The organism is Cobetia sp. L2A1 (genome assembly GCF_009796845.1).
GTDB lineage: Bacteria > Pseudomonadota > Gammaproteobacteria > Pseudomonadales > Halomonadaceae > Cobetia.
In genome coordinates, this window is sequence record NZ_CP047025.1 from 829,557 (window position 1) to 852,266 (window position 22,710).

Annotated in this window: 17 protein-coding genes; 16 read left to right on the forward strand and 1 reads right to left on the reverse strand. The window is 57.8% G+C overall.

Annotated elements, in window-relative coordinates:
• Window positions 1–21 precede the first annotated feature (21 nt).
• The 13 genes from GQR90_RS03605 to lpxC all read left to right on the forward strand — a co-directional run bounded on the left by GQR90_RS03605 (window position 22) and on the right by lpxC (window position 17,171).
• Complete coding sequence (locus GQR90_RS03605) at window positions 22–1,683, forward strand: peptidoglycan D,D-transpeptidase FtsI family protein (RefSeq protein WP_158775284.1); 1,662 nt, start codon at window positions 22–24, stop codon at window positions 1,681–1,683.
• 238 nt (window positions 1,684–1,921) lie between these two features.
• Window positions 1,922–3,439: a UDP-N-acetylmuramoyl-L-alanyl-D-glutamate--2,6-diaminopimelate ligase gene (locus tag GQR90_RS03610; RefSeq protein ID WP_158775285.1), complete on the forward strand. Its 1,518-nt coding sequence runs from the start codon at window positions 1,922–1,924 to the stop codon at window positions 3,437–3,439.
• Window positions 3,436–4,878 carry a UDP-N-acetylmuramoyl-tripeptide--D-alanyl-D-alanine ligase gene (locus tag GQR90_RS03615; RefSeq protein WP_158772918.1) on the forward strand — a complete coding sequence of 481 codons (1,443 nt, stop codon included), beginning with the start codon at window positions 3,436–3,438 and terminating at the stop codon, window positions 4,876–4,878. Before GQR90_RS03610 ends, GQR90_RS03615 begins: the two co-directional genes overlap by 4 nt.
• Before the next feature lie 9 nt (window positions 4,879–4,887).
• A complete protein-coding gene (gene mraY, locus GQR90_RS03620; RefSeq protein ID WP_158772919.1) occupies window positions 4,888–5,970 on the forward strand; it encodes a phospho-N-acetylmuramoyl-pentapeptide-transferase in 1,083 nt (360 codons plus the stop codon).
• A gap of 12 nt (window positions 5,971–5,982) precedes the next feature.
• A complete protein-coding gene (gene murD / locus GQR90_RS03625) occupies window positions 5,983–7,452 on the forward strand; it encodes a UDP-N-acetylmuramoyl-L-alanine--D-glutamate ligase (RefSeq protein ID WP_158772920.1) in 1,470 nt (489 codons plus the stop codon).
• Complete coding sequence (gene ftsW, locus GQR90_RS03630) at window positions 7,445–8,662, forward strand: putative lipid II flippase FtsW (RefSeq protein WP_158772921.1); 1,218 nt, start codon at window positions 7,445–7,447, stop codon at window positions 8,660–8,662. The genes murD and ftsW overlap by 8 nt, the downstream gene beginning before the upstream one ends.
• Before the next feature lie 107 nt (window positions 8,663–8,769).
• The gene (gene murG, locus GQR90_RS03635) at window positions 8,770–9,831 is read left to right on the forward strand and encodes an undecaprenyldiphospho-muramoylpentapeptide beta-N-acetylglucosaminyltransferase (RefSeq protein WP_158775286.1); all 1,062 of its coding nucleotides are present in this window, start codon (window positions 8,770–8,772) and stop codon (window positions 9,829–9,831) included.
• Between the two features lie 22 nt (window positions 9,832–9,853).
• Window positions 9,854–11,266 carry a UDP-N-acetylmuramate--L-alanine ligase gene (gene murC, locus GQR90_RS03640; RefSeq protein ID WP_158775287.1) on the forward strand — a complete coding sequence of 471 codons (1,413 nt, stop codon included), beginning with the start codon at window positions 9,854–9,856 and terminating at the stop codon, window positions 11,264–11,266.
• A complete protein-coding gene (locus tag GQR90_RS03645) occupies window positions 11,263–12,300 on the forward strand; it encodes a D-alanine--D-alanine ligase (RefSeq protein WP_158772922.1) in 1,038 nt (345 codons plus the stop codon). Before murC ends, GQR90_RS03645 begins: the two co-directional genes overlap by 4 nt.
• Before the next feature lie 3 nt (window positions 12,301–12,303).
• Window positions 12,304–13,032, forward strand: coding sequence for a cell division protein FtsQ/DivIB (locus GQR90_RS03650; protein WP_158772923.1), 729 nt, complete (start codon window positions 12,304–12,306; stop codon window positions 13,030–13,032).
• A gap of 289 nt (window positions 13,033–13,321) precedes the next feature.
• Window positions 13,322–14,602, forward strand: coding sequence for a cell division protein FtsA (gene ftsA / locus GQR90_RS03655; protein WP_158772924.1), 1,281 nt, complete (start codon window positions 13,322–13,324; stop codon window positions 14,600–14,602).
• A gap of 40 nt (window positions 14,603–14,642) precedes the next feature.
• Window positions 14,643–15,809, forward strand: a complete 1,167-nt coding sequence (ftsZ, locus tag GQR90_RS03660; RefSeq protein WP_158772925.1) for a cell division protein FtsZ — start codon at window positions 14,643–14,645, stop codon at window positions 15,807–15,809.
• Between the two features lie 450 nt (window positions 15,810–16,259).
• Window positions 16,260–17,171, forward strand: a complete 912-nt coding sequence (lpxC, locus tag GQR90_RS03665) for a UDP-3-O-acyl-N-acetylglucosamine deacetylase (protein ID WP_158772926.1) — start codon at window positions 16,260–16,262, stop codon at window positions 17,169–17,171.
• 228 nt (window positions 17,172–17,399) lie between these two features.
• On the opposite strand, the gene GQR90_RS03670 is transcribed toward lpxC, so the two are convergent.
• Window positions 17,400–17,909 carry a DUF721 domain-containing protein gene (locus GQR90_RS03670; RefSeq protein WP_158772927.1) on the reverse strand — a complete coding sequence of 170 codons (510 nt, stop codon included), beginning with the start codon at window positions 17,907–17,909 and terminating at the stop codon, window positions 17,400–17,402.
• Window positions 17,910–17,971: 62 nt separating this feature from the next.
• Here GQR90_RS03670 and GQR90_RS03675 point away from each other — a divergent pair, with 62 nt between their 5' ends.
• The 3 genes from GQR90_RS03675 to argJ all read left to right on the forward strand — a co-directional run bounded on the left by GQR90_RS03675 (window position 17,972) and on the right by argJ (window position 22,672).
• Entirely contained in the window at window positions 17,972–18,352 is a 381-nt protein-coding gene (locus tag GQR90_RS03675; RefSeq protein WP_158772928.1) for a hypothetical protein, read from the forward strand.
• Between the two features lie 183 nt (window positions 18,353–18,535).
• On the forward strand, window positions 18,536–21,322 hold the full coding sequence (secA, locus tag GQR90_RS03680; protein WP_158772929.1) for a preprotein translocase subunit SecA: 2,787 nt from the start codon (window positions 18,536–18,538) through the stop codon (window positions 21,320–21,322).
• 126 nt (window positions 21,323–21,448) lie between these two features.
• Entirely contained in the window at window positions 21,449–22,672 is a 1,224-nt protein-coding gene (gene argJ / locus GQR90_RS03685) for a bifunctional glutamate N-acetyltransferase/amino-acid acetyltransferase ArgJ (RefSeq protein WP_158772930.1), read from the forward strand.
• Window positions 22,673–22,710: the final 38 nt, after the last annotated feature.

A 22,710-nucleotide genomic window follows, 5' to 3' on the forward strand; every position in this document is an offset into this window, starting at 1 on the left:
CGTAAAAGTGCCCGTGCCCCAATGGGTGCTGGCCGCTATCGCATCATGCTGTTTATCGTGCTGGCCGGATTGTTGGCGCTGATCGGGCGTATTGGTTATCTACAGCTCTTTGATCAGCAGTTCCTGCAAGACCAAGGCGACGCCCGTACTCTGCGCGTTGACAGTATCAATGCCCACCGCGGCATGATCACTGATCGCACTGGTGAGCCGCTAGCCATCTCGACCCCTGTCGTGACGCTATGGGCCGACCCGCGCAAGGTACCCGATGATCCCGTGCGTCTGTCACTTCTCGCGCGCGCCCTTGGCCAGCAACCTGATGACCTGATCAATCGTATCCGTCGTTATCGTGACGGTGGTAAAGGCTTCATGTACATCAAGCGTCAGATGACGCCGCCTCAGGCTCAGCCGGCAATAGATCTTGATATCCCGGGCGTAAGTCACAAGCAGGAATACAAGCGCTATTACCCCTCTGGAGAGGTCTCCGCGCAGCTGGTCGGCGTCACCAACGTCGATGACAAGGGTCAGGAGGGGCTGGAGCTTGCCTACAATTCCTACCTTTCCGGCACGCCGGGCAAGCGCCGTGTACTCAAGGACCGCAAGGGGCGGCTAGTACGTGACCTGCATCTGATCAGCGAAGCCAAGCCCGGTGGTGACTTGAAGCTGTCTATTGATCTCCGTCTGCAATACATGGCCTATCGTGAGCTCAAGGCCGCCGTGGCCGAGCACCGTGCCGATGGTGGCACACTGGTGATGATGGATGCTCGTACCGGTGAAGTGCTGGCGATGGTCAACCAGAAGTCCTATAACCCGAACAATCGCGCTGGCCTGGATCCTGAGGGCCTGCGTAACCGCGCCATCACGGATGCCTTCGAGCCCGGCTCTGTCATGAAGCCGCTGGCGATGAGCGCCGGACTTGCTTCTGGCCAGTATCAGCCGGACTCCATCATCGATACCACGCCGGGCTACATGCGCGTCGACAGGTTCACCATTCGCGACTTCCGTAACTACGGCAAGCTCGACATGGCCGGTATTCTGTATCACTCATCCAATATCGGTATGAGCCGCATGGCATTGAGCCTTGAGGACGATGCCATCTGGAATCGCTACTATTCCTTGGGGTTGGGTCAGAGCCCCGGGACCGGTTTCCCCGGGGAGACGACCGGTGTCCTGCCGTCACCGACCAACTGGTCGCGTAGCAAGCGTGCGTCCATGGCTTATGGTTACGGCATCAGCGTTTCGGCCCTGCAGCTGGCGAGTGCTTATACTGCGCTTGCCAATGATGGCCGTCGTCTGCCGCCTTCACTGCTCAAGGTCAATACACCGATCGTGGGTGATCAGGTGATCTCCGCGGAAAATGCCCATTCCCTGCTGGGCATGATGGAGAAGATCGTGCAGCCCAATGGGCCAGCCAAGCGTGCGGTGGTCGAGGGCTACCGTATCGCAGGCAAGACCGGTACGGTGCGTAAGGTGACCTCCGGTGGTTATCAGAAGACGGCCTACCGATCGCTCTTTGCGGGTGTGGCGCCTGTCTCTGATCCGCGCATCGTCACGGTAGTGATGATCGAGAATCCCAAGGGCGAAGAATATTATGGTGGCCTGGTTGCAGCGCCGGTCTTTGGGCGTGTAGTCGGCAAGGCATTGCGTCTGTTGGATGTACCACCGGACAGCAAGATCGGCGAGTAGCGAATTTTTGTGTGGCACATGCGCTATTTGGAAAAAGCGGGTGTGTCTTTATCCATCATGTAGCGAATACGTTCCGGTACAGCAGGAACAAGGAAGGTCTTCCGACATGACTTCACCACGATCGACTCATGAGCAAACACCAGGCGAGCAAGCATCAGAGAGTCAGGGCGTCAGTGCGCGTCTTGATGAGTTTCTAACTCGACCTGTCGCGGTGGCGAGTGATTTGCTGAATGCCCTCATGGCATTGTGGCCAGTAGCGTTCAATGGTGGCTGCCTGGCAGCGCTCCTCCCTTCGCAGCCCGAGTGGCATCTCACAATCGATAGCCGTCGTGTGAGTAAAGGCTCCATCTTTATCGCGGTGCCGGGCATCGGCAGTGATGGCCGTGATTATATTTCCCGGGCACAGCAGAACGGTGCTGCACTGGTACTGGCTGAACGGCCAACTGCAGACGATGCTCAGGTTGCGGCTCACGCGCAAGACGAAACCGTCGTGTGGCTCGATGGGCTTGGCGAGCAGCTCGGCGAGCTGGGACGTCAGGCCTTTGGGGTGCCTGAGTCACTGACGTTGATCGGGGTCACGGGGACCAATGGCAAGTCTTCAGTCACCCATTACATCGCTGAGTTGGCGGAAGCCTTGGGTACGCCTGCTGGCATGATCGGTACGCTGGGTGTGGGTCGGCCAGGTGCGCTGGTCGCAGGTGAACGTACTACGCCGGATGCGCTGTCAGTGCAGGCTGCGCTCAAGGGCTTGAGTCTGGTGGGGGCTGAGCTGATCGCGATGGAAGTGTCCTCTCACGCGCTTGATCAAGGGCGGGTCAATGGCTGCCACTTCACCGTTGCCGGCTATACCAATCTTTCACGTGATCATCTCGATTACCACGGCAGCATGGCGGCCTATGCCGCGGCCAAAGCCAAGTTGTTCAAGCGTCCTGAGCTCTCATTGGCGGTACTCAACGCTGATGATGCACTGGCACGTCTGATGCTCGCCGGCATGCAACGTGGTGTGCGTGTATTGGCCATGGGGCGTGATGAAGTGGCCACACTGCGTGTCATCGATGTCTTCCCCGAGCCGCTGGGGCAGGTGGCCGTGATTGCGACGCCCGACGGTGAACGCGAGCTTGGCCTCAATCTTATGGGGCGCTTCAATCTTGATAACGCGCTGCTGGCGATGTTGATCCTGCATGGTCTTGATTACTCCTTGGCCGAACTGTTTGCTGCTGCCCCCAGCCTGACCCCTGTGCCAGGGCGCATGCAGCGTCTGACACGTGACGGTGCGCCAGTGGTCGTGGTGGATTACGCCCACACGCCGGAGGCTGTCGAAACGGCGCTGACTGCCTTGCGTGCCCACTTGCCGGCGCGTGACGATGCGCGCCTATGGTGCGTGCTTGGCTGTGGCGGTGATCGCGACACTGGCAAGCGTCCGCTGATGGCGAGTGCCGCCGAACAGGGTGCTGATCGCGTCGTGATTACGGATGACAATCCGCGTGGTGAAGATGCCGCCGATATCCGTCAGCAGATGATGAAAGGCATTCACGCATGTGAGCGCATAGAGAATATCGCGGATCGTGGTGAGGCCATCGCGCAAGTCATTCGTGAGGCCGGTGAATACGACGTCATTCTGATTGCTGGCAAGGGGCATGAGGACTATCAGGAAATCGGTGGGCAGCGTCTACCGTTCTCGGATGTCGCTCACGCCGTAGTCGCACTTGAGCGGCGTGGGCTCTCCACACTGGAAGGTCTGGAGAGCGACGCATGAGCATCGGGGATGATCTTCAGGTCGGTCTGAATTCCTTTGAGGAGTTGGCGCAGGCGCTTGGGTGTGACTTGCCTGAGGCGCTGGCAGGTCAGCCGCTGGGAGCGATCGAAACGGATACGCGCAAGCTGGCGGATCAGATCGCTCCACTATTCGTGGCGTTGAGAGGCGAGCGTTTCGATGCCCATGACTTCCTGGCGCAGGCACGTGAAAGCGGTGCCGTGGCGGCTCTTGTCGAGCGGCAGGTAGATGATCCGTTACCGCAGATTGTCGTGCCGGATACTCGATTATCCTTCGGACTGCTCGCAGCAGCTCGTCGTCGAACCTGGGGGCGCCCGCTGATCGCCGTGACCGGCAACAGTGGCAAGACCAGCGTCAAGGGCCTGATTCACGCGATACTGTCGCGGGATGCCGCGCGCTTCGGCGCTGAGAGTCTCGCCAATCATGGCAACCTGAATAATGATTTCGGCTTGCCAATGACGTTGTTGCGTCTGAACGAGTCTCACCGGCACGCCGTTGTTGAGTTGGGTGCCAATCATCTTGGTGAAATCGCCTGGACTACCGCACTGGCACGCCCTCAGGTGGCGGTGATTACCAATGTTACAGGCGCTCATGTCGGTGAATTCGGCGGCATGGGGCAGATCGCACAAGCCAAGGGCGAGATTCTGGCGGGGCTTAGTCCGCTGGGCGGCCGGCGTCCTGTCGCGGTGCTCAACCGTGATGATGCCTATTTTTCGCTCTGGCATTCATTGGCAGCGACTGGGCAGGCCGTCGAGGTGATCGACTTCAGCCTGGCGGTTGATGATCATGATTCGGCGCGGTTACAGGCACGTGATCTAGGCGCGGATGGCCTCGGGCGTTATGCTTTCGAACTGACGTTTGACAGTGAGTCTCTTGGACGAGTCCAGCTTCAGCTGCTGGGTCGGCATAATGTGGCCAATGCACTGGCGGCAGCGGCGGCGTGTCTCGCGCTGGGTGTTGATAGTCAGCTGGTGATCGAGGGGCTTGAAAGTGCCGAGAGCGCACCTGGCAGATTAGGTGTTGTGGCAGGCTTCAATGGTTCACGGCTGCTGGATGACAGCTACAACGCCAATCCGGGTGCCATGATGGCTGCGCTTGACTTGCTGGCCACCCTGCCTGCGCCGCGCTGGTGCCTGATGGGTGCCATGGGCGAGCTGGGAGAAGACGCCGAACGATTGCATGCCGAGGTGGGCTTATATGCCCGCACACTCGGCATAGATTTTTTTGCTACCTGCGGTGAGGGAGCTGAGGCTGCGACCGAAGCCTTTGGCGCGAGTGGCATGCATTTTATCGAGCGGGTAGCGCTGGAAGCCTACGCCCGTACCCATCTACCCACCGGGGCCAGCGTGCTGGTCAAGGGGTCTCGCAGCGCCGGCATGGAGAATGTCATTGCCGCGCTCAAGGTCGACGCATCAAGGTGAATGTGAGTCATGCTGCTGCTGCTTGCTGAGTTTCTGGCCCAATTCAATGGCGCCTTTACGGTTTTCAATTATCTGACCCTACGTGTGGTGCTTGCCACGCTGACGGCACTGTTATTGTGTTTATGGCTGGGACCCTGGGTCATCCGCAAGCTGGTCGATGGCCAGATAGGCCAGGCCGTGCGTGATGATGGCCCCAAGTCGCATCTTTCCAAGGCCGGTACGCCGACCATGGGGGGGGTGATGATTCTCCTGTCGATGGCCTTTTCGACGCTGTTGTGGGGCGACCTGACCAACCTGTACATCTGGGTGGTGCTGGCCGTCACGCTGGGCTTCGGTGCCGTGGGCTGGGTGGATGACTATCGCAAGGTCGTGGAGAAGAATCCGCGTGGCTTGCCGGCACGCTGGAAGTATTTCTGGCAGTCGGTAGTCGGGATCGGCGCCGCCATCGTGCTGTACATGACCGCGAGCACGCCAGCCGAGACGGGTCTTTTGGTGCCATTTTTCAAGGATGTCGTCATCCCGCTGGGCGTGTTCTACATGGTGCTGACCTATTTCGTCATCGTCGGTAGCTCCAATGCCGTGAATCTGACCGATGGCCTTGATGGTCTCGCGATCATGCCGACCGTACTGGTGGCCATGGGCCTGGCGATCTTCGCCTACGCCTCGGGCAACCTGAAGTTTGCCGAATACCTGCATATTCCCTTCATCGCGGGGTCTGGTGAGCTGGCGGTATTCTGCGCGACCATCGCGGGGGCTGGTCTTGGCTTCCTGTGGTTCAACACCTACCCGGCACAGGTCTTCATGGGGGATGTGGGAGCATTGGCTCTCGGTGCAGCGCTGGGCGTTGTCGCGGTCATTGTGCGTCAGGAAATCGTGCTGTTCATCATGGGTGGTGTATTCGTGATGGAGACCGTCTCGGTCATCTTGCAAGTAGGTTCCTACAAGCTGACCGGGCGACGTATCTTCCGCATGGCGCCACTGCACCACCATTTCGAGCTCAAGGGCTGGCCGGAGCCGCGCGTGATCGTGCGCTTCTGGATCATTACCGTGGTTCTGGTGCTGCTTGGCCTGGCCACACTCAAGGTTCGCTGAGGACGCCCTGCGATGACCCTCTCTGCTGCCACAGCACCGGTGACACCGGTGCTTGCCAAAGGACCGACCCTGGTGGTCGGTCTTGGTGTTTCCGGCCAGGCAATTGCGCGACATCTGAGTGACCGCGGAATCGATTTCGCGGTTGCCGATACCCGTAGTGAGCCACCGGGTCTCGAATCTCTGCATGAGTATGCTCCACAGGCCGAGGTGTACCTCGGGCCACTTGAAGCTCTGGATCTATCAGGCTTCTCTGAAATCGTGCTCAGTCCGGGCATCGATCCACGTCAGTCAGTGTTTGATGCCACGCGAGATCGCCTCGTCGGTGAAATTGCTCTGTTCGTGCGAGCGCTGGATGAGCGTGAAGCTGAAAGCGTCGTGCTGTCCAGTGAACATGGCAAGCGCCCGAGGCTAGTGGCCATCACCGGTTCAAATGCCAAATCTACCGTCACCACATTAGTCGCTCAGATGGCAGAGCGTGCCGGTCGTCAGGTTGCGGTGGGTGGCAATCTGGGGACTGCTGCACTGACATTGCTGCGCGAACAGCCTGATGCCGAGCTCTACGTGCTCGAACTGTCTTCCTTCCAGCTTGAGACGACGCCTGAGCTCAAGGCTGACGTCGCCTGCTTTCTCAATCTCTCTGAAGATCATCTCGATCGTCATGATGGCATGCTCGGTTATCAAGCTGCCAAGCGCGCCATTTTCCGCGGTGCAGGCTTGGCGGTGATCAATGCCGACGATGTCTGGAGTTGGCCGGCTGAAGATGATGTCGTGCCGTGCGTGTCCTTCAGTGTTCAGTTGGGGAATGTTGAAGCTGAGTGGCGGTTGGCAGGGAAGAGCGAGTCGCTTTATCTCTGTCATGCCGATGCACAAGGCTTGCACGAAGTCATGCCAGCCGGCGCTGTTCATCTGGCAGGGCGCCATAATCAAGCCAATGCGCTGGCAGCCCTGGCGATGGGAACGGCGATTGGACTTGAGGAAGCGGTGATGGTTGCCGAACTCAAGATATTCGCTGGTTTGCCACATCGCGGTGAACTGATTGCCGATCAGCAAGGTGTGCGTTGGATCAATGACTCCAAGGGCACGAATGTTGGCGCGACACTGGCAGCGATTGCCGGGCTCGGGCCGACGCTTGACGGCAAGTTGGTACTGTTAGCCGGTGGTCAGGGCAAAGGTGCTGATTTCTCTCCGTTGGCGGCGCCGCTGGCGGACTATGCGCGTGAGGTAGTGGTCTTCGGTCAGGATGCGGCATTGCTGGCTGCTGCCTTGCCTGACAGCGTGACAGTGACGCGAGTGAATACGCTGATTGATGCGCTGGCACAGGCGCAGCAAGTGGCCTGCTCAGGAGATTGCGTGCTGCTATCTCCTGCCTGTGCGAGCCTGGATCAGTTTGCCAACTATATGGTACGGGGTGACGTCTTCCGTAATTGGGTTGCACAGCATGTCGTTATTGAAAGTGTCGGTGAGGAAGAACGTGATGCGTGACAAGACCAGTCGACTGCGTGACACCCTCAGCACTGATCAACAACCCATCGATGGCTGGTTGGTCTTTGCGTCGATCGCGATTCTGTGTATTGGCTGGGTCATGGTGACCTCGGCATCCAGTGAGATTTCCAGCGAACGTTTTGATGGCAATGCGTTTTATTACAGCCTGCGTCACGGCATCTTCATCCTGATCGGCTTGATCGCTGCCTGCTGCACGCTCCGAATTCCGATGTCGGAATGGCAACAGCGGAGTTTTGCCATGCTGATGCTTGGCTTTGCATTGTTGATCGTGGTGTTGATCGTGGGGCGTGAGATCAATGGCGCCAAGCGCTGGATTCCTCTGCCTGTCGTCGGGGGGGTGCAGGCGTCGGAAATAGCCAAGTTGTGTTTGATGATCTGGCTAGCCGGCTATCTCGAACGGCGGCTTGACAAGGTGCGGAGCAGTGTCGTCAATGGCTTGATTCTGCCGTGCATCCCGCTGATGTTGATGGTGGTGCTGCTGGCACTGGAGCCTGACTTCGGGTCCGTCGTCGTCATGGGAGGCGCCGTGATGGGCATGCTATTGCTCTCCGGTGTCGCATGGTGGGGCTTTATCGTCCTGTTGGTGCTTGCCCTGGGCGGAGGGTGGTTGCTGGCCATCGCCGAACCTTATCGCTGGGAGCGCCTGACCACTTACACCGATCCCTGGGCCAACATGTATGACAGTGGTTACCAGCTCACCCAGGCCTTGATCGCTTTCGGACGCGGGCACCTGACAGGCATGGGGCTGGGAAACAGTGTGCAGAAGCTTTTCTATCTCCCTGAAGCGCATACCGATTTCGTGTTTGCGGTACTGGCAGAAGAGTTGGGGTTGATCGGCGCCACTGCTGTTGTTGGCTTGTTCGCCTTGCTGATTTATCGTGCCTTCAAGATCAGTCGCCGTGCGGAGCTGGCGGGTTTGCCATTCAATGCATACCTTGGCTACGGTATCGCTCTTGTGTTCGGCGCCCAGGCCTTCATCAATATCGGTGTGGCCAGTGGTCTGCTGCCGACCAAGGGGTTGACGTTGCCACTGATGAGTTACGGCGGCTCCAGTCTGATCATCAGTTGCGTGCAGGTGGCTGTTTTATTACGTATTGACGCCGAGACTCGCTTGTTGTCTCGCGGTACCGTCACGCCACGGCGCAAGGCCAAGCTGCCTACCGATACCCCGCAAGGAGCCAAGGCATGACGTCTTCTCCCACATCGTCTTCTCCCTCTGTAGTTGAGCGAGATATCAAAGAGGCAGAGGTTGATCGTGACACGCACGCCACGGCATCGCCGGGTGTCGTGTTGATGATGGCCGGCGGAACAGGGGGGCATGTCATCCCTGCGCTGTCACTGGCACGCGCCCTGGCAAGTGTCGGTCATGAGATTCATTGGCTGGGCAGCCCGCGCGGCATCGAGAATCGACTGGTGCCAGAGGCAGGGTATCCGTTGCATCGCGTTGAAGTGGCGGGGCTGCGTGGCAAGGGAGTCGTCGGTTACGCGGCAATCCCCTTTCGCCTGACCCGCGCGGTGCTACAGGCACGACGCATCATCCGTGAGCTCAAGCCTGTATTGGTCGTCGGGCTGGGTGGATTTGCCAGTGGTCCGGGGGGGCTCGCGGCACGCCTGGAAGGCATTCCACTGGTGATTCATGAGCAGAATGCCATTGCCGGATTGACCAACAAGGTGTTGGCCCGCATGGCCACGCGTGTCTATGCCGCCTTCTCCGGGGCTTTTCCACCGTCGCGTGGTGCTCAGGTGGTGGGCAATCCGGTGCGTGATGAAATAGCTCACGTGGGTGCGATGACACGCGATGTCTCAGAGCTTGAGCAACGTCCACTGCACCTCTTGGTGATGGGCGGCTCGTTGGGCGCTCAAGCGCTCAACGAGCAGCTGGCTCCCGCGCTTGCATTGCTCCCTGAGACGGTGCGTCCTGTCGTTCGTCATCAGGCGGGGCGTGACAAGTGTGAAGCAACGGTTGCTGTGTATCAGGCCGCGGAGATAGATGCTGAGGTGAGTGAGTTCATTACTGACATGGCCGAGGCCTATGCATGGGCCGATCTCGTGGTATGTCGTTCAGGCGCCCTGACGGTGGCGGAGCTTGCGGCGGCAGGGCGTCCGGCTATCTTCGTGCCGTTTCCCCATGCCGTGGACGATCATCAGACCGTCAATGCCAGGGTGTTGGTGGCTGCGGATGCGGCACGTTTGATACCCCAGGATACGTTGAATGCCCAATGTCTCTCCGAGACGCTGGGTGAATTGCTTGATCCCAAGATACTCACTGGCATGGCCGCTCACGCCCGCGAAAGCGCGGAACTCGACGCGGTGGCGACCATGCTGGCAGGCTGCATGGAGACTCGCCTTGAACGCTAGGAATTCTGATCGTGGTGCTGGTATGCGCCGTATTCGTCGTATCCACTTCGTTGGCATCGGCGGCGTGGGCATGTGTGGTATTGCCGAAGTGCTTGGCAACATGGGGTACGAGGTCAGTGGTAGTGATCTCAAGGAATCCTCGGTCACTGCACATCTGCGTGAGTGTGGGGTCCGCGTCGCCATTGGCCATGCTGCCGTCAATGCCGAGGGCAGTGATGTGGTCGTGGTGTCGACGGCTGTCGACACCACCAATCCTGAAGTGGCATGGGCTCGCGAGCATCGTATCCCTGTCGTGCGTCGTGCCGAGATGTTGGCTGAGCTGATGCGCTTCCGTCAGGGGATTGCCATCGCCGGGACGCACGGCAAAACCACCACCACAAGCCTGACTGCGACCCTGCTTGCCGAAGGCGGGATGGATCCGACCTTCGTGATCGGTGGCAGGCTGACCAGTGCTGGCACCAACGCGCGTCTTGGCGAGGGTGAGTATCTGGTGGCCGAGGCGGATGAATCCGATGCCTCCTTCCTGCACCTGCAGCCACTGATTTCCGTGGTGACCAATGTTGATGCTGATCACATGGCGACCTACGAAGGTGATTTCAATCGTCTCAAGGACACCTTCATCGAGTTTCTGCACAACCTGCCGTTCTACGGTCTGGCGGTGCTGTGCATTGACGATGCCAATCTTCGCGAATTGCTGCCGCGGGTTCAGCGTCAATTCGTGACCTATGGCTTCAGTGAGGATGCAGACTATCGCATCAGCAACTTCCGTCAGGGTGGCGGGCAGCTGAGCTTCACGGCGCTACGTCCGGAAGGGCATGCGCCGCTTGATATCACGTTAGCGATGCCAGGCGAGCACAACGCACTCAATGCGTTGGCAGCGATAGCGGTAGCGACCGATGTGGGCGTGAGTGATGATGCGATTGCCCGCGCGCTGGCCAGTTTTGCCGGTGTTGGCCGTCGTTTCCAGGTGCATGGCGAGTTTGCTGCACCCAACGGTGAGCAGAGCGTGATGCTGGTTGACGACTATGGCCATCATCCGCGTGAGGTCGAGATGGTAATTCGTGCCGTACGTGCTGGCTGGCCAGATCGCCGTCTGGTGATGGCATATCAGCCGCATCGTTATTCGCGTACTCATGACCTCTATGAGGACTTCGTGCGCGTGCTGTCCGAGGTAGACACTCTGCTGCTGCTGGATGTCTACAGTGCAGGGGAAGCCATGATTCCCGGCGCAGATGGTCGCTCTCTCGCGGGCTCCATTCGTCAACGTGGTCAGGTGGATCCGTTGTTCGTCGAGCACAAGCGGGCATTGCCGGAACTGCTCAATAACGTACTGCGCCCCGGCGATATCTTGATCACGCAGGGCGCTGGTGATGTGGGTGGTATCGCATTGGCACTGGCCGGTGCCGACTTGAAACTCTCCGAGGTGGTGCTATGAGCGAGCAAACCTCCGTGTCATCTCGTGTCACGGCAAGCCCTGAGGGAGTGGCAAGCCTGGAGAGAGCAGTAGTTCCTGAATTGGCAGTGCGCTATGGGCGTGTTGTCGTGCTCTTCGGTGGCATTAGCGCTGAGCGCGAAGTCTCACTGAAAAGCGGTACTGCCGTGCTCGCTGCACTGGAAGGCGCTGGGCTAGACGTACAGGGATATGACATGGCCGGTGGACTGGCGGGGCTTGAAGTCTTGCGGCCAGACCGTGTGTTCATTGCCATGCACGGTCGTGGTGGTGAGGATGGCACCTTGCAGGGCGCGCTGGAATTACTCGGCATCCCCTACACCGGCAGCGGTGTATTGGCCTCGGCACTGGGCATGGACAAGCTACGCACCAAGAAATTGTGGGACGCTGAAGGGTTGCCGACACCGCGCTCCTGCCAGCTGGCAGCCGATACCGACTGGCAAGCTGTACTTGATACGCTGGGCGTGCCGGTAGTGGTCAAGCCGGTTCATGAAGGTTCTACGCTGGGAATTCATATCGTCGAGGATGCCCAGACATTGGAAGCTGCGTGGCGTGATGCTAGCCAGTTTGATGCGGTGGTGATGGCAGAACGTTTCATCAAGGGCCCTGAGTACACCGTCTCCATTCTGGATGATGCGGCGTTACCTGCCATTCGTATTGAGGCTGATAGCGGCTTTTATGATTACGAAGCCAAGTACCTTGCCAATACCACGCGTTATCTACTGCCTTGCGGACTTGCGGCTGAGTGTGAAGTCGCATTGGCTGAATTGTCTTTGAAGGCATTTTCTACGCTAGGCTGTGAAGGTTGGGGGCGCGTGGACGTGATGCAGGATGCCGAAGGAGCTTTCTGGTTGCTTGAGGTCAATACCTCGCCAGGCATGACAGATCACAGCTTGGTGCCGCAGGCAGCTGCACATGTTGGCCTCGACTTTGCGTCGCTGGTGCTGCGAATTCTAGATACGACCCTGACCGAGCGCACTGACGCTGATGTGTCAGGCTGTCTGCCGAGCGATCACTGATTCATGGCCTCACGTAGCTCTGCCGGCACGCTCTTCGGCCTTATACTGGGCTTGGCCCTGATGGTGGCAGGTGGCCAGGCTCTGTGGACGTGGCTGGATCGTCCGATCGAACGTGTCACCATCAAGGGTGACTTCGAACACGTCAGCGCAGCCTATCTGCAACGGCATATTGCACCCTTGATTCGCGGTCAAAGCTGGCTTTCTGTGCCATTGGGTGATGTTCGTCAGCGTGCATTGACGATTGATTGGCTCAGTGAAGTCAGCATTTCGCGTCGCTGGCCGGATACACTCGAATTTGAACTGTTTGAGCAGCAACCGGTGGCGTACTGGAATGATGGTGAATTGCTCAATGTACGCGGTGAAGCCTTCAAGGTAGGTCCTGTCACTCGCCTGGGAAATCTACCGACGTTGGCAGGCCCGCAAGACAGTGGTTCTGAGGTCCTTGCTGAGCTGGATGCCCTGCAGAGTCAGCTTGGTGGGCTAGGACTCAATGTTTCTCAGCTACGACTTGAGCCTCGCGGTGCATGGCGTTTTCAAGTCAATGACACTGTCTGGGTGATGCTGGGACGCAATGATCGTGATGCGAGATTGGCGCGCTTCATGGCCGCGTGGCAGCGTCGCTTGAGTGGCGAGGCGTCGCAGATTCGCTACATAGACCTGCGCTACCCCAATGGCGTAGCAGTGGCATGGCATGGTGAGACGACAGCACCAGAAAGTGGGCAGGGTGGCTGAAGAAAATGGCGACACCTGTCTTTAGTGACTTTTAAGGCGCAGTATTAGTGAAATGAAGTTTTCGCCAGTTTCATTTAAGTACAATCCCGCCTATTCTAGCGGGGTTTTGTGCCACCCTGTATATTTGGCTGGTATGCCTGAACTTGCTCCTCCTATACTGAGAAGCAGAGTCACTCATCGGGTTAAACGGAACGTAAACCCGGTCCGGGTAGTGCTGGAGTCATTTGCCGCCTACCGATCGCTAAATTATTTTTTATGATGAACCAGAATCAAGGAGCTGGCCCGACCTATGGCAGGACATTCCAAATCACAGGATATGGTGGTCGGGCTGGACATCGGAACATCCAAGGTGGTCGCGATCGTGGGTCAGCCCACCGATGATGGTGGCATTGAAATTGCTGGCATTGGTTCACACCCCTCTCGCGGTATGAAGAAGGGTGTCGTGATCAATATCGAGTCGACGGTTCAGTCGATTCAGCGTGCAGTGGAAGAAGCTGAGCTGATGGCCGGGTGTGATATCCACTCGGTATATGTCGGTATCGCCGGCAGCCATATCAGCTCGATGAACTCCGATGGCGTAGTGGCAATCAAGGACCGTGAGGTCTCACCGTCAGATATCGAACGTGTGATCGACTCTGCTCGCGCACGAGCAATTTCTGAAGGTCAGCGCATTCTTCACGTGCTGCCACAGGAATATGCCATCGACCGGCAGGAAGGCATTCGTGAGCCATTGGGCATGTCCGGGGTGCGCCTTGAGGCGCGCGTTCACCTGGTCACAGCGGCACTGAATGCTGTACAGAATATAGAGAAATGTGTCCGTCGCTGCGGTCTTGAAGTCGACGACATCATTCTCGAGCAGCTCGCCTCAAGTCATGCAGTACTGACTGAGGATGAGCGTGAGCTTGGGGTGTGCATGGTCGATATCGGAGGAGGGACTACCGATATCGCGGTGTTTACCGAAGGGGCCATTCGACATACGGCAGTGATCCCCATCGCAGGTGATCAAGTGACCAATGATATTGCCATGGCGCTTCGCACCCCCACTCAGTACGCTGAAGAAATCAAGGTCAAGTACGCCTGTGCTCTGACCCAACTGGCGTCCAGCGACGAGACGATCAAGGTGCCTAGTGTTGGTGATCGACCGGCCCGTGATCTGTCTCGCCAGGCGTTGGCAGAAGTGGTTGAGCCCAGGTACGAGGAACTCTTCACTCTGATCCGCGATGAGCTACGTCGCAGTGGCTATGAGGATCTCGTGGCAGCCGGTGTAGTACTAACCGGCGGCACGTCGCGTATGGAAGGTGTCGTGGAGCTGGCGGAAGAGATCTTCCATATGCCAGTACGCATAGCCTGCCCGCAAAATGTACGTGGACTGGCCGATGTGGTCCGTAATCCAATTTATTCTACGGGTGTAGGTTTGCTACATTATGGAATGAAGCAGGAACGGCATACGCCATCGTCGACTACGGTCGCGGTGCGCAGAGAGGAATCTGCCGCGCGACGCGTTCACGGCCACGAGCATGACATCTCCACGCTGGAGCGGATCAAGGGCTGGTTCAAGGGAAATTTCTGACAGGGATTACAGGAAGACTGTGATCCAGGAGACAGGGCATATGTTCGAACTGGTAGATAACGCACCCTCCAGCAGCGCGGTCATCAAGGTGATCGGTGTTGGCGGCGGCGGTGGTAACGCCGTCAATCACATGGTCGAGAGCAACATCGAAGGCGTCGAATTCATCTGCGCCAATACCGATGCCCAGGCGCTCAAGCGCGTGGCTGCCAAGACTATCCTTCAACTAGGCAGTGAGATCACGAAAGGACTTGGCGCAGGCGCCAACCCGGAAGTGGGTCGTCAGGCCGCCATGGAAGACCGTGAGCGAATCGTCGAGCTGCTGCAGGGCGCCGATATGGTCTTCATCACTGCGGGTATGGGTGGTGGCACCGGTACCGGCGGTGCGCCTGTCGTTGCACAGGTTGCCAAGGAACTCGGCATCCTGACTGTCGCTGTGGTCACTCGTCCGTTCCCGTTTGAAGGGCCGCGTCGTCAGAAAGCTGCCGAGCAGGGCATGAAGGAGCTCTCCGAGCACGTCGACTCCCTGATCACCATTCCCAATGAGAAACTGCTGTCAGTGCTGGGCAAGAGCGCCAGTCTGCTGAGCGCGTTCAGCGCAGCCAACGATGTCCTGCTAGGCGCTGTACAGGGCATCGCAGAGCTGATCACCAGTCCGGGCATCATCAACGTCGATTTTGCTGATGTGCGCACCGTCATGTCCGAGATGGGCATGGCGATGATGGGAACCGGTGATGCAGTGGGCGAGAACCGTGCTCGCGAAGCCGCCGAGAAGGCCATCCGCAGTCCGCTGCTGGAAGACATCGACCTCCACGGTGCACGCGGTATCCTGGTGAACATCACGGCTGGCCCGGACCTGTCCATCGGCGAGTTCAATGATGTTGGTGCGACGGTTCAGGAGTTCGCTTCTCCGGACGCTACCATCGTTGTCGGTACGTCCATCGACATGGACATGACAGACGTACTGCGTGTCACCGTCGTGGCAGCAGGTCTTGATGGACGTGTGGAGAAGCCCGCCGCTCGTGAGACGGCTCCGGCCAAGCGCACTATCGAGAAGCCTGCGGACTATCGTAGCCTGCAGACACCGACTGTTACGCGTCAGGCCAAGGAAGATCAGGCTGCCGCTGCCAAGAAGGCAGAGCCGCGCAAGAGCCGTGACATGGATGACTATCTCGACATCCCGGCCTTCCTGCGCCGTCAGGCTGACTGAGCGTACTGCGGCGCCAGTGGTATGAACTGAGACCACTGACACTGCCAGGCGATGGCTCAGCGTGAGCCTTACTTCACCCACCCGAGGTCACTCGGGTGGGTGAAGTCGTTTTCAGGGCAGATGACGGAAGGAAAGGATAAGCGTGTCGCTGATGAGTGCCCAGTGCAGGCTTGTCAGATGCATCCAGTGGCGCTCTTGCGTACGTAGTTCGGAAGGTCCCCGAGAGTTCTTTCACTATGGTTGACGTTTTATGACAGTGAGAGTGAGAACTGTTTGGGGATTGTGTGTTCATACTCTACAGGGGGCTGATGGGCGCGTTGTTTGGCCTGAATGGTGCTCCAAAAGCAATGTTGAATTTCCCTAACAGCGGCAGGTGACAATTTGTTGAATACCTGCTTTGCTGTTATCATGAACACTGTTTCCAAATTCAGGCTGACTGGCTATCTACCTATGATTAGACAAAAAACACTTCAAAATACGATCCGCGCTACAGGCGTTGGTCTGCACTCCGGCGACAAGGTCTATTTGACTCTGCGCCCGGCTCCGGTCAACACGGGTATCGTTTTCGTGCGTACTGATCTTGAGCCGCATGCACACATTCGCGCAGATGCCATGAATGTGCGTGACACCACCATGTGTACCGCCGTTTTCAATGGCGAAGCCAAGGTGACCACGGTCGAACACCTGATGTCCGCCTTCGCTGGTCTCGGTATCGATAACTGCTTCGTCGAGCTGTCTGCACCGGAAGTGCCAATCATGGATGGCAGTGCTGGGCCGTTTGTATTCCTGATCCAGTCCGCTGGCATCCAGGAGCAGTCTGCACTCAAGAAGTTCATCCGTATCAAGCGTGAAATCGAAGTGCGTGATGGCGATAAGGTCGCTACCTTCCTGCCGTATAACGGCTTCAAGGTTTCCTTTGCCATTGACTTCGATCACCCGGTATTCGAGCAGCAGAAGCAGACCACTACCGTTGATTTCTCTACCACGTCCTTCGTGAAGGAAGTGTCTCGCGCACGTACCTTTGGTTTCATGCGTGATCTGGAGTTTCTACGCTCCCAGAATCTGGCGCTGGGCGGAAGCCTGGATAACGCCATCGTGGTGGATGACTACCGCATTCTCAACGATGAAGGCCTTCGTTACGACGACGAATTCGTCAAGCACAAGGTGTTGGACGCCATTGGTGATCTTTACCAGCTCGGTCATAGCCTGATTGGTGAGTTCCGTGGCTACAAGTCAGGTCACGGTCTCAATAATATGCTGTGCCGTGCATTGCTTGAAAATGCTGACAGCTACGAGATTGTGACGTTTGAGAATTCCGCTGCGATGCCTATTTCCTATGCATCTCCGGCACTTGCCGTCTGATGGTTCAGAAGCAGATGGTTCAGCGGTAGCCGCAAGACAAGATGACTGCGACCTAGCCCGTCCAGCCTGAACGTATTTCTTCAGTCCTTGCCAGCTGAAGATTGGAAACGACAACAGCCGCGCCGCCCACAAGGGCGGCGCGGCTGTTTGTATTCATGGTAGATATTTTCATGTATTGCGAAGAGGTTACGCGGGTAGGTTTCGAAGCATTCAAGTGATGGCACGACGCTATTCACTGACGTCTTCATTGCGACTGATGTCTTCGCTACCCTCGGCGTCTGGGCTCTCTCCCGCATGGGAAGCCAGTCTTTGCAGTGCCTCACGCAGATGGGAATCCTCAGTATGCGAGGCACAATCCAGTAGATGCTCTGCGGCGGCTTCTGGTAGATGCCTAAGCTGCCTTGCAGGCACAAAGGCGGGGCGAACCGGCCTCACCTTGAATGTCAGGCTGGAAAGCGTGGCCAGCTCGGGTAGCTCGCGCAGCACGCTGATCAGACGACGTTGCTCGTAGCGTAGCCAGGTGAGCCAGGTGGCACGATTGGTGATGAGAGACAGCTTGCCATCATCATAGCCACCGACAAAGACGTGCTCACGCATGTCATTCGGGAGGGCTTCACGCAGGTGTATCTGGGCCTGCTCGAGCATGCGTGCCTGACGCATGACGCTACCGAGCTGCCCCTTGCCGTTCAACAGGCGCGCCGCGGGCTGGGCGCGGAAACGCTTAGCCTTTATACTCATGGGCTTGCATGCCGGTTTGGTGATTTCCGGCAATCTATCATGAGCGGGAGTCTGGCAACAGCATGAGCCTTGTCGATACCACAGCACGCCCTCGCACGTTACCGGCTTCCGGTAGCGTCGCTTCGCGTCGTTGGTCGGTACGTACGGCACCGCGCTGGTTGCTGGCCAGTCTTCTACTCAGCTGTTTGTTCCCTGCTGGCTTGAGCGTGGCACAGGTTGAACGTGTCAATTTGACGTTGGCCAGCATTCAATTGCTGGTGCCTGCGGTCATCCGAGCGGAGAGCCGTCGCCAGGGGCTGCGCTCACTGCGAAGATTGGCGCGTCCTGCACGGCAAGGTTGCCCTCGTTCACCACGTCATCTCCGCTGTTTCTCAGGTGTCTTTACGCTACTACGTGGCTTGATCAGCGCTGCTTCGCCACGTGCTCCGCCCGTCCTGTCCTGAAACCGTCTGTCTTGTGCTTGGCGCTGCCAGTACTACAGACGACCATCATGGTAATCACATTTCTTCGAGCTTGAGTTTCAATGCCTCCTCCATCGCATTGAGCTGTCTTTTGACGGTACTCCGCTCGAGTTTCATGACATTTGAAGGCGTGACTCTTCGAAGAGTCGCGAATAAGGACAGACAATGCTGGGTAAATTCCTGACCAAGGTAGTGGGCTCCAAGAACGACCGTGAGGTAAAGCGACTGCGCAAGCGTGTCAATGCGGTCAATACGTTTGAAAGTGAGCTTGAACCCCTGTCGGACGAAGCACTGACAGCCAAGACGTCTGAACTCCGCGAGCGACTTGCCAAAGGAGAGAGTCTCGAGAAACTGCTGTCAGAAGCTTTTGCCGTGGTCCGTGAGGCCAGCAAGCGTGTCATGGGGATGCGTCACTTCGATACTCAGGTCGTCGGCGGCATGGCGCTGCATGAAGGGCGTATTGCAGAGATGAAGACCGGTGAAGGCAAGACACTGGTCGGTACGCTGGCGGTCTATCTGAATGCGCTCTCGGGTGAAGGCGTGCACGTGGTCACCGTCAATGACTATCTGGCTACGCGTGATGCCAATTGGATGCGCCCGCTGTATGAATTTCTTGGCCTGAGCGTCGGCGTCATCTTCTCGGGGCAGAGCAACGAGGACAAGCGTGCCGCTTACAAGGCGGATATCACCTACGGCACCAACAACGAATATGGCTTTGATTATCTGCGCGATAACATGGCTTTCTCGCTGGAAGACAAGGTTCAGCGCAAGCTGCACTACGCCATCATTGATGAAGTCGATTCCATCCTGATCGATGAAGCACGTACGCCGCTGATCATCTCAGGCCCGGTGGAAGAAAATACCGACCTCTACAAGATCATCGACCGTATGGCGCGTGACCTGATCCAGTGCACGGACGAGGAAGATCCCGAGAGCGGCGACTTCACGCTCGACGAGAAGCAGAAGCAGATCGAGTTGACCGAGCAGGGTCACCAGAAGGTTGAGATGTTGCTGCGTGCTCAGGAGCTGCTGGGTGAAGAAGATTCTCTCTACGCTGCCCAGAACCTGAGCTTGCTGCACCACGTGCACTCCGCGCTACGCGCTCAGAATCTGTTCGTTCGTGACGTGGACTATATCGTCGATAACGGTGAAGTGGTCATCGTCGATGAGCACACCGGTCGTACGATGGTGGGGCGTCGCTGGTCCGAGGGTCTGCATCAGGCTGTCGAAGCGAAGGAGGGTGTGGCCATCCAGAAGGAAAGTCAGACATTGGCGTCGACGACCTTCCAGAACTACTTCCGCCTTTACGAAAAGCTGGCCGGAATGACGGGCACTGCAGACACCGAAGCCTTCGAATTCCGCCAGATCTACAGCCTTGATGTGATGGTCATCCCGACCAACAAGCCCATCGAGCGCAAGGACATGAACGACCTGGTCTATCTGACAGGTGAAGAGAAGTTCAACGCCATTATCGAAGATGCCCGCGAGAAAGTCAGTGAAGGTCGTCCGGTACTGGTCGGTACCGCTTCGGTTGAAACCTCTGAATTGCTGTCGCGCATGATGCACGAGGCAGGCGTCAAGCATCACGTTCTGAATGCCAAGCAGCACGTCAGTGAGGCTGCCATCATTGCTCAGGCGGGTCGTCCCGGTGCAGTGACGATCGCCACCAACATGGCGGGTCGTGGTACCGACATCATGCTTGGTGGTAACTGGGAAGCCGAACTGGCAGCTCTCGAAGCGCCTACTGACGAGCAGGTCAACGAGATCAAGCATGGTTGGCAGGAGCGTCACGAAGCGGTGCTGGCAGCGGGTGGCCTTCACGTCATTGGCTCCGAGCGTCATGAATCACGTCGTATCGATAACCAGTTGCGTGGTCGTGCTGGGCGCCAGGGTGATCCGGGCTCCACACGCTTCTTCCTGTCACTGGAAGATAGTCTGATGCGACTGTTTGGTTCCGATCGTGTTCAGCGCCTGATGGGGGCATTGGGTCTCGAAGAAGGCGAGGCGATCGAGCACAAGATGGTCTCCAATGCGGTCGAGCGTGCGCAGAAGAAGGTTGAGGGTCGTAACTTCGATGTCCGCAAGCAGCTGCTTGAGTACGATGATGTCGCCAACGACCAGCGCAGCGTCATCTATGAGCAGCGCAACGACATTCTTGAGGCGGATGAGATTTCCGAGAACATCACGGGGATTCGCCGTGAGGTGCTGGATGACGCCATCTCCATGCGCGTACCGCAGCAGAGCTTGCCGGAACAGTGGGATCTGCCGGGACTGGAGAATGACCTCAAGGCCGATTTCAATCTTGACCTGCCGCTGGTGCAGTGGGCAGAAGATGACGAGCACTTCCACGAAGAGACACTGCGTGAGCGTCTGCAGACAGCTCATGAAGAGCTTTATGCAGCCAAGGTTGTGGCCGTCGGCCCTGAATTGATGCGTCGCTTTGAGAAGCAAGTCATGCTTCAGGTGCTCGATACTCGCTGGAAAGAGCATCTGCAGGCGATGGATAACCTGCGTCGTGGTATTCACCTGCGTGGTTATGCTCAGAAGAATCCGAAGCAGGAATACAAGCGCGAGGCCTTTGAGCAGTTCCAGACGCTGCTGGTCAATATCAAGGCCGATGTCGTGCGTATCCTGAGCCATGTTCAGGTGCGTCGCCAGGAAGAGGTCGACACGCTGGAAGAAGAGCGCCGTGCCCATCTTGAGCGTGAGCAGGCCAGTGCCGAGATGCTCCGTGTCGATGAAGATACGGTCAGCGAAGAGGGCATTGAAGCAGCCGAGCAGATCGTTGAAGCCCAATATGGTGCACAAGATAGCGAGGCTTCCCGTGACCAGGGGCAGGCAGAAGGTAGTAATGAGCCGGTGCGTCGTGATGCCCCCAAGGTCGGCCGCAATGATCCATGCCCGTGTGGTTCAGGCAAGAAATACAAGCAGTGCCACGGCAAACTGAGCTGAGCCCTGCCAGGCAAGGCCAGGTTGGCCAGACAGGTGAATCAAGATAGACAGGCGCATACGTGGGCTAGCGTTGGCTGGCCCACGACAGATTGATGTGACAAGACAATGTGACTGGAGACGTGAGCGATGGCGGTAGGGCATTCCACCTTTCCCACCGATATGCCGGAAATTGCCGGCTTTCGGATTGGGGTTGCTGAAGCGGGTATCAAGAAGCCGGGCCGTCGTGACCTGGTCGTGATGTCGCTCGATGCAGGTTCGCGCCTTGCGGGTACCTTTACTCGTAACGCCTTTTGCGCAGCGCCGGTACAGGTCGCACGTGAGCATCTGAAGGCCAATGTCGATGGGCCGCGTTATCTCGTCGTCAACACTGGCAATGCCAATGCTGGCACTGGCCCGCAAGGCCTGAAAGATGCATATGCCACCTGTGAGCAGTTTGCACAGATTGCTGGCTGTGACTCACGCGCAGTGCTGCCTTTCTCGACCGGCGTCATCGGCGAGCCATTGCCGATGGAGCGTTTGACTGCTGCATTACCAACGGCTTTCGAGACGCTAGGTCAGGGCGATTGGTCTGCTGCTGCACACGGCATCATGACCACCGATACGCGCCCTAAAGGTAGCTGGCGTGCAGTGACGCTTGCGAATGGTGAAGTCGTGACCATTGCCGGTGTCTCCAAGGGCTCTGGCATGATCTGTCCGAACATGGCGACCATGCTGGGTTATGTGGCCACGGATGCTGATCTCGCTATCGAGCAGTCGGTCTTGGATGCCATGTTGCAGCGTGTTGTCGTCACCAGCTTCAACAGCATCACGGTTGATTCTGACACCTCAACCAATGATGCGTGCATGTTGGCCGTCACTGGCAAGGGCGCTCATGTCGAAGGTGATGATCTGTTGACGTTCGAAGCCGCACTTGGTGAGGTCATGCTCGAGTTGGCTCAGGCCATCATTCGAGATGGCGAAGGCGCGACCAAATTCGTCACGGTTGAGGTCAGCGAAGCACGCTCGCTGGAAGAGGCGCGTGCCGTTGGCTTTACGGTCGCACACTCACCACTCGTCAAGACGGCGCTTTATGCCAGCGATGCCAACTGGGGGCGTATTCTTGCTGCCGTCGGGCGTGCACCGCTGGAAGACCTTGATGTCGATGGCGTGGCGATCGCACTCAACGGTGTGAGTATTGTCGAGCAGGGCGGCCGCGCCGCCAGTTATACCGAAGCCGCCGGCAGCAAGGCGATGGCTGAGGAAGAGCTGGTCATCGCGATTCGTCTGGGACGTGGTCAGCAGAAGGCGCGTATCTGGACATCGGATCTATCGCACGATTACGTCTCGATCAATGCCGATTATCGCAGCTAGAGCGATGTATTTTAGGAAATGACGCAGCATCTCCCGCA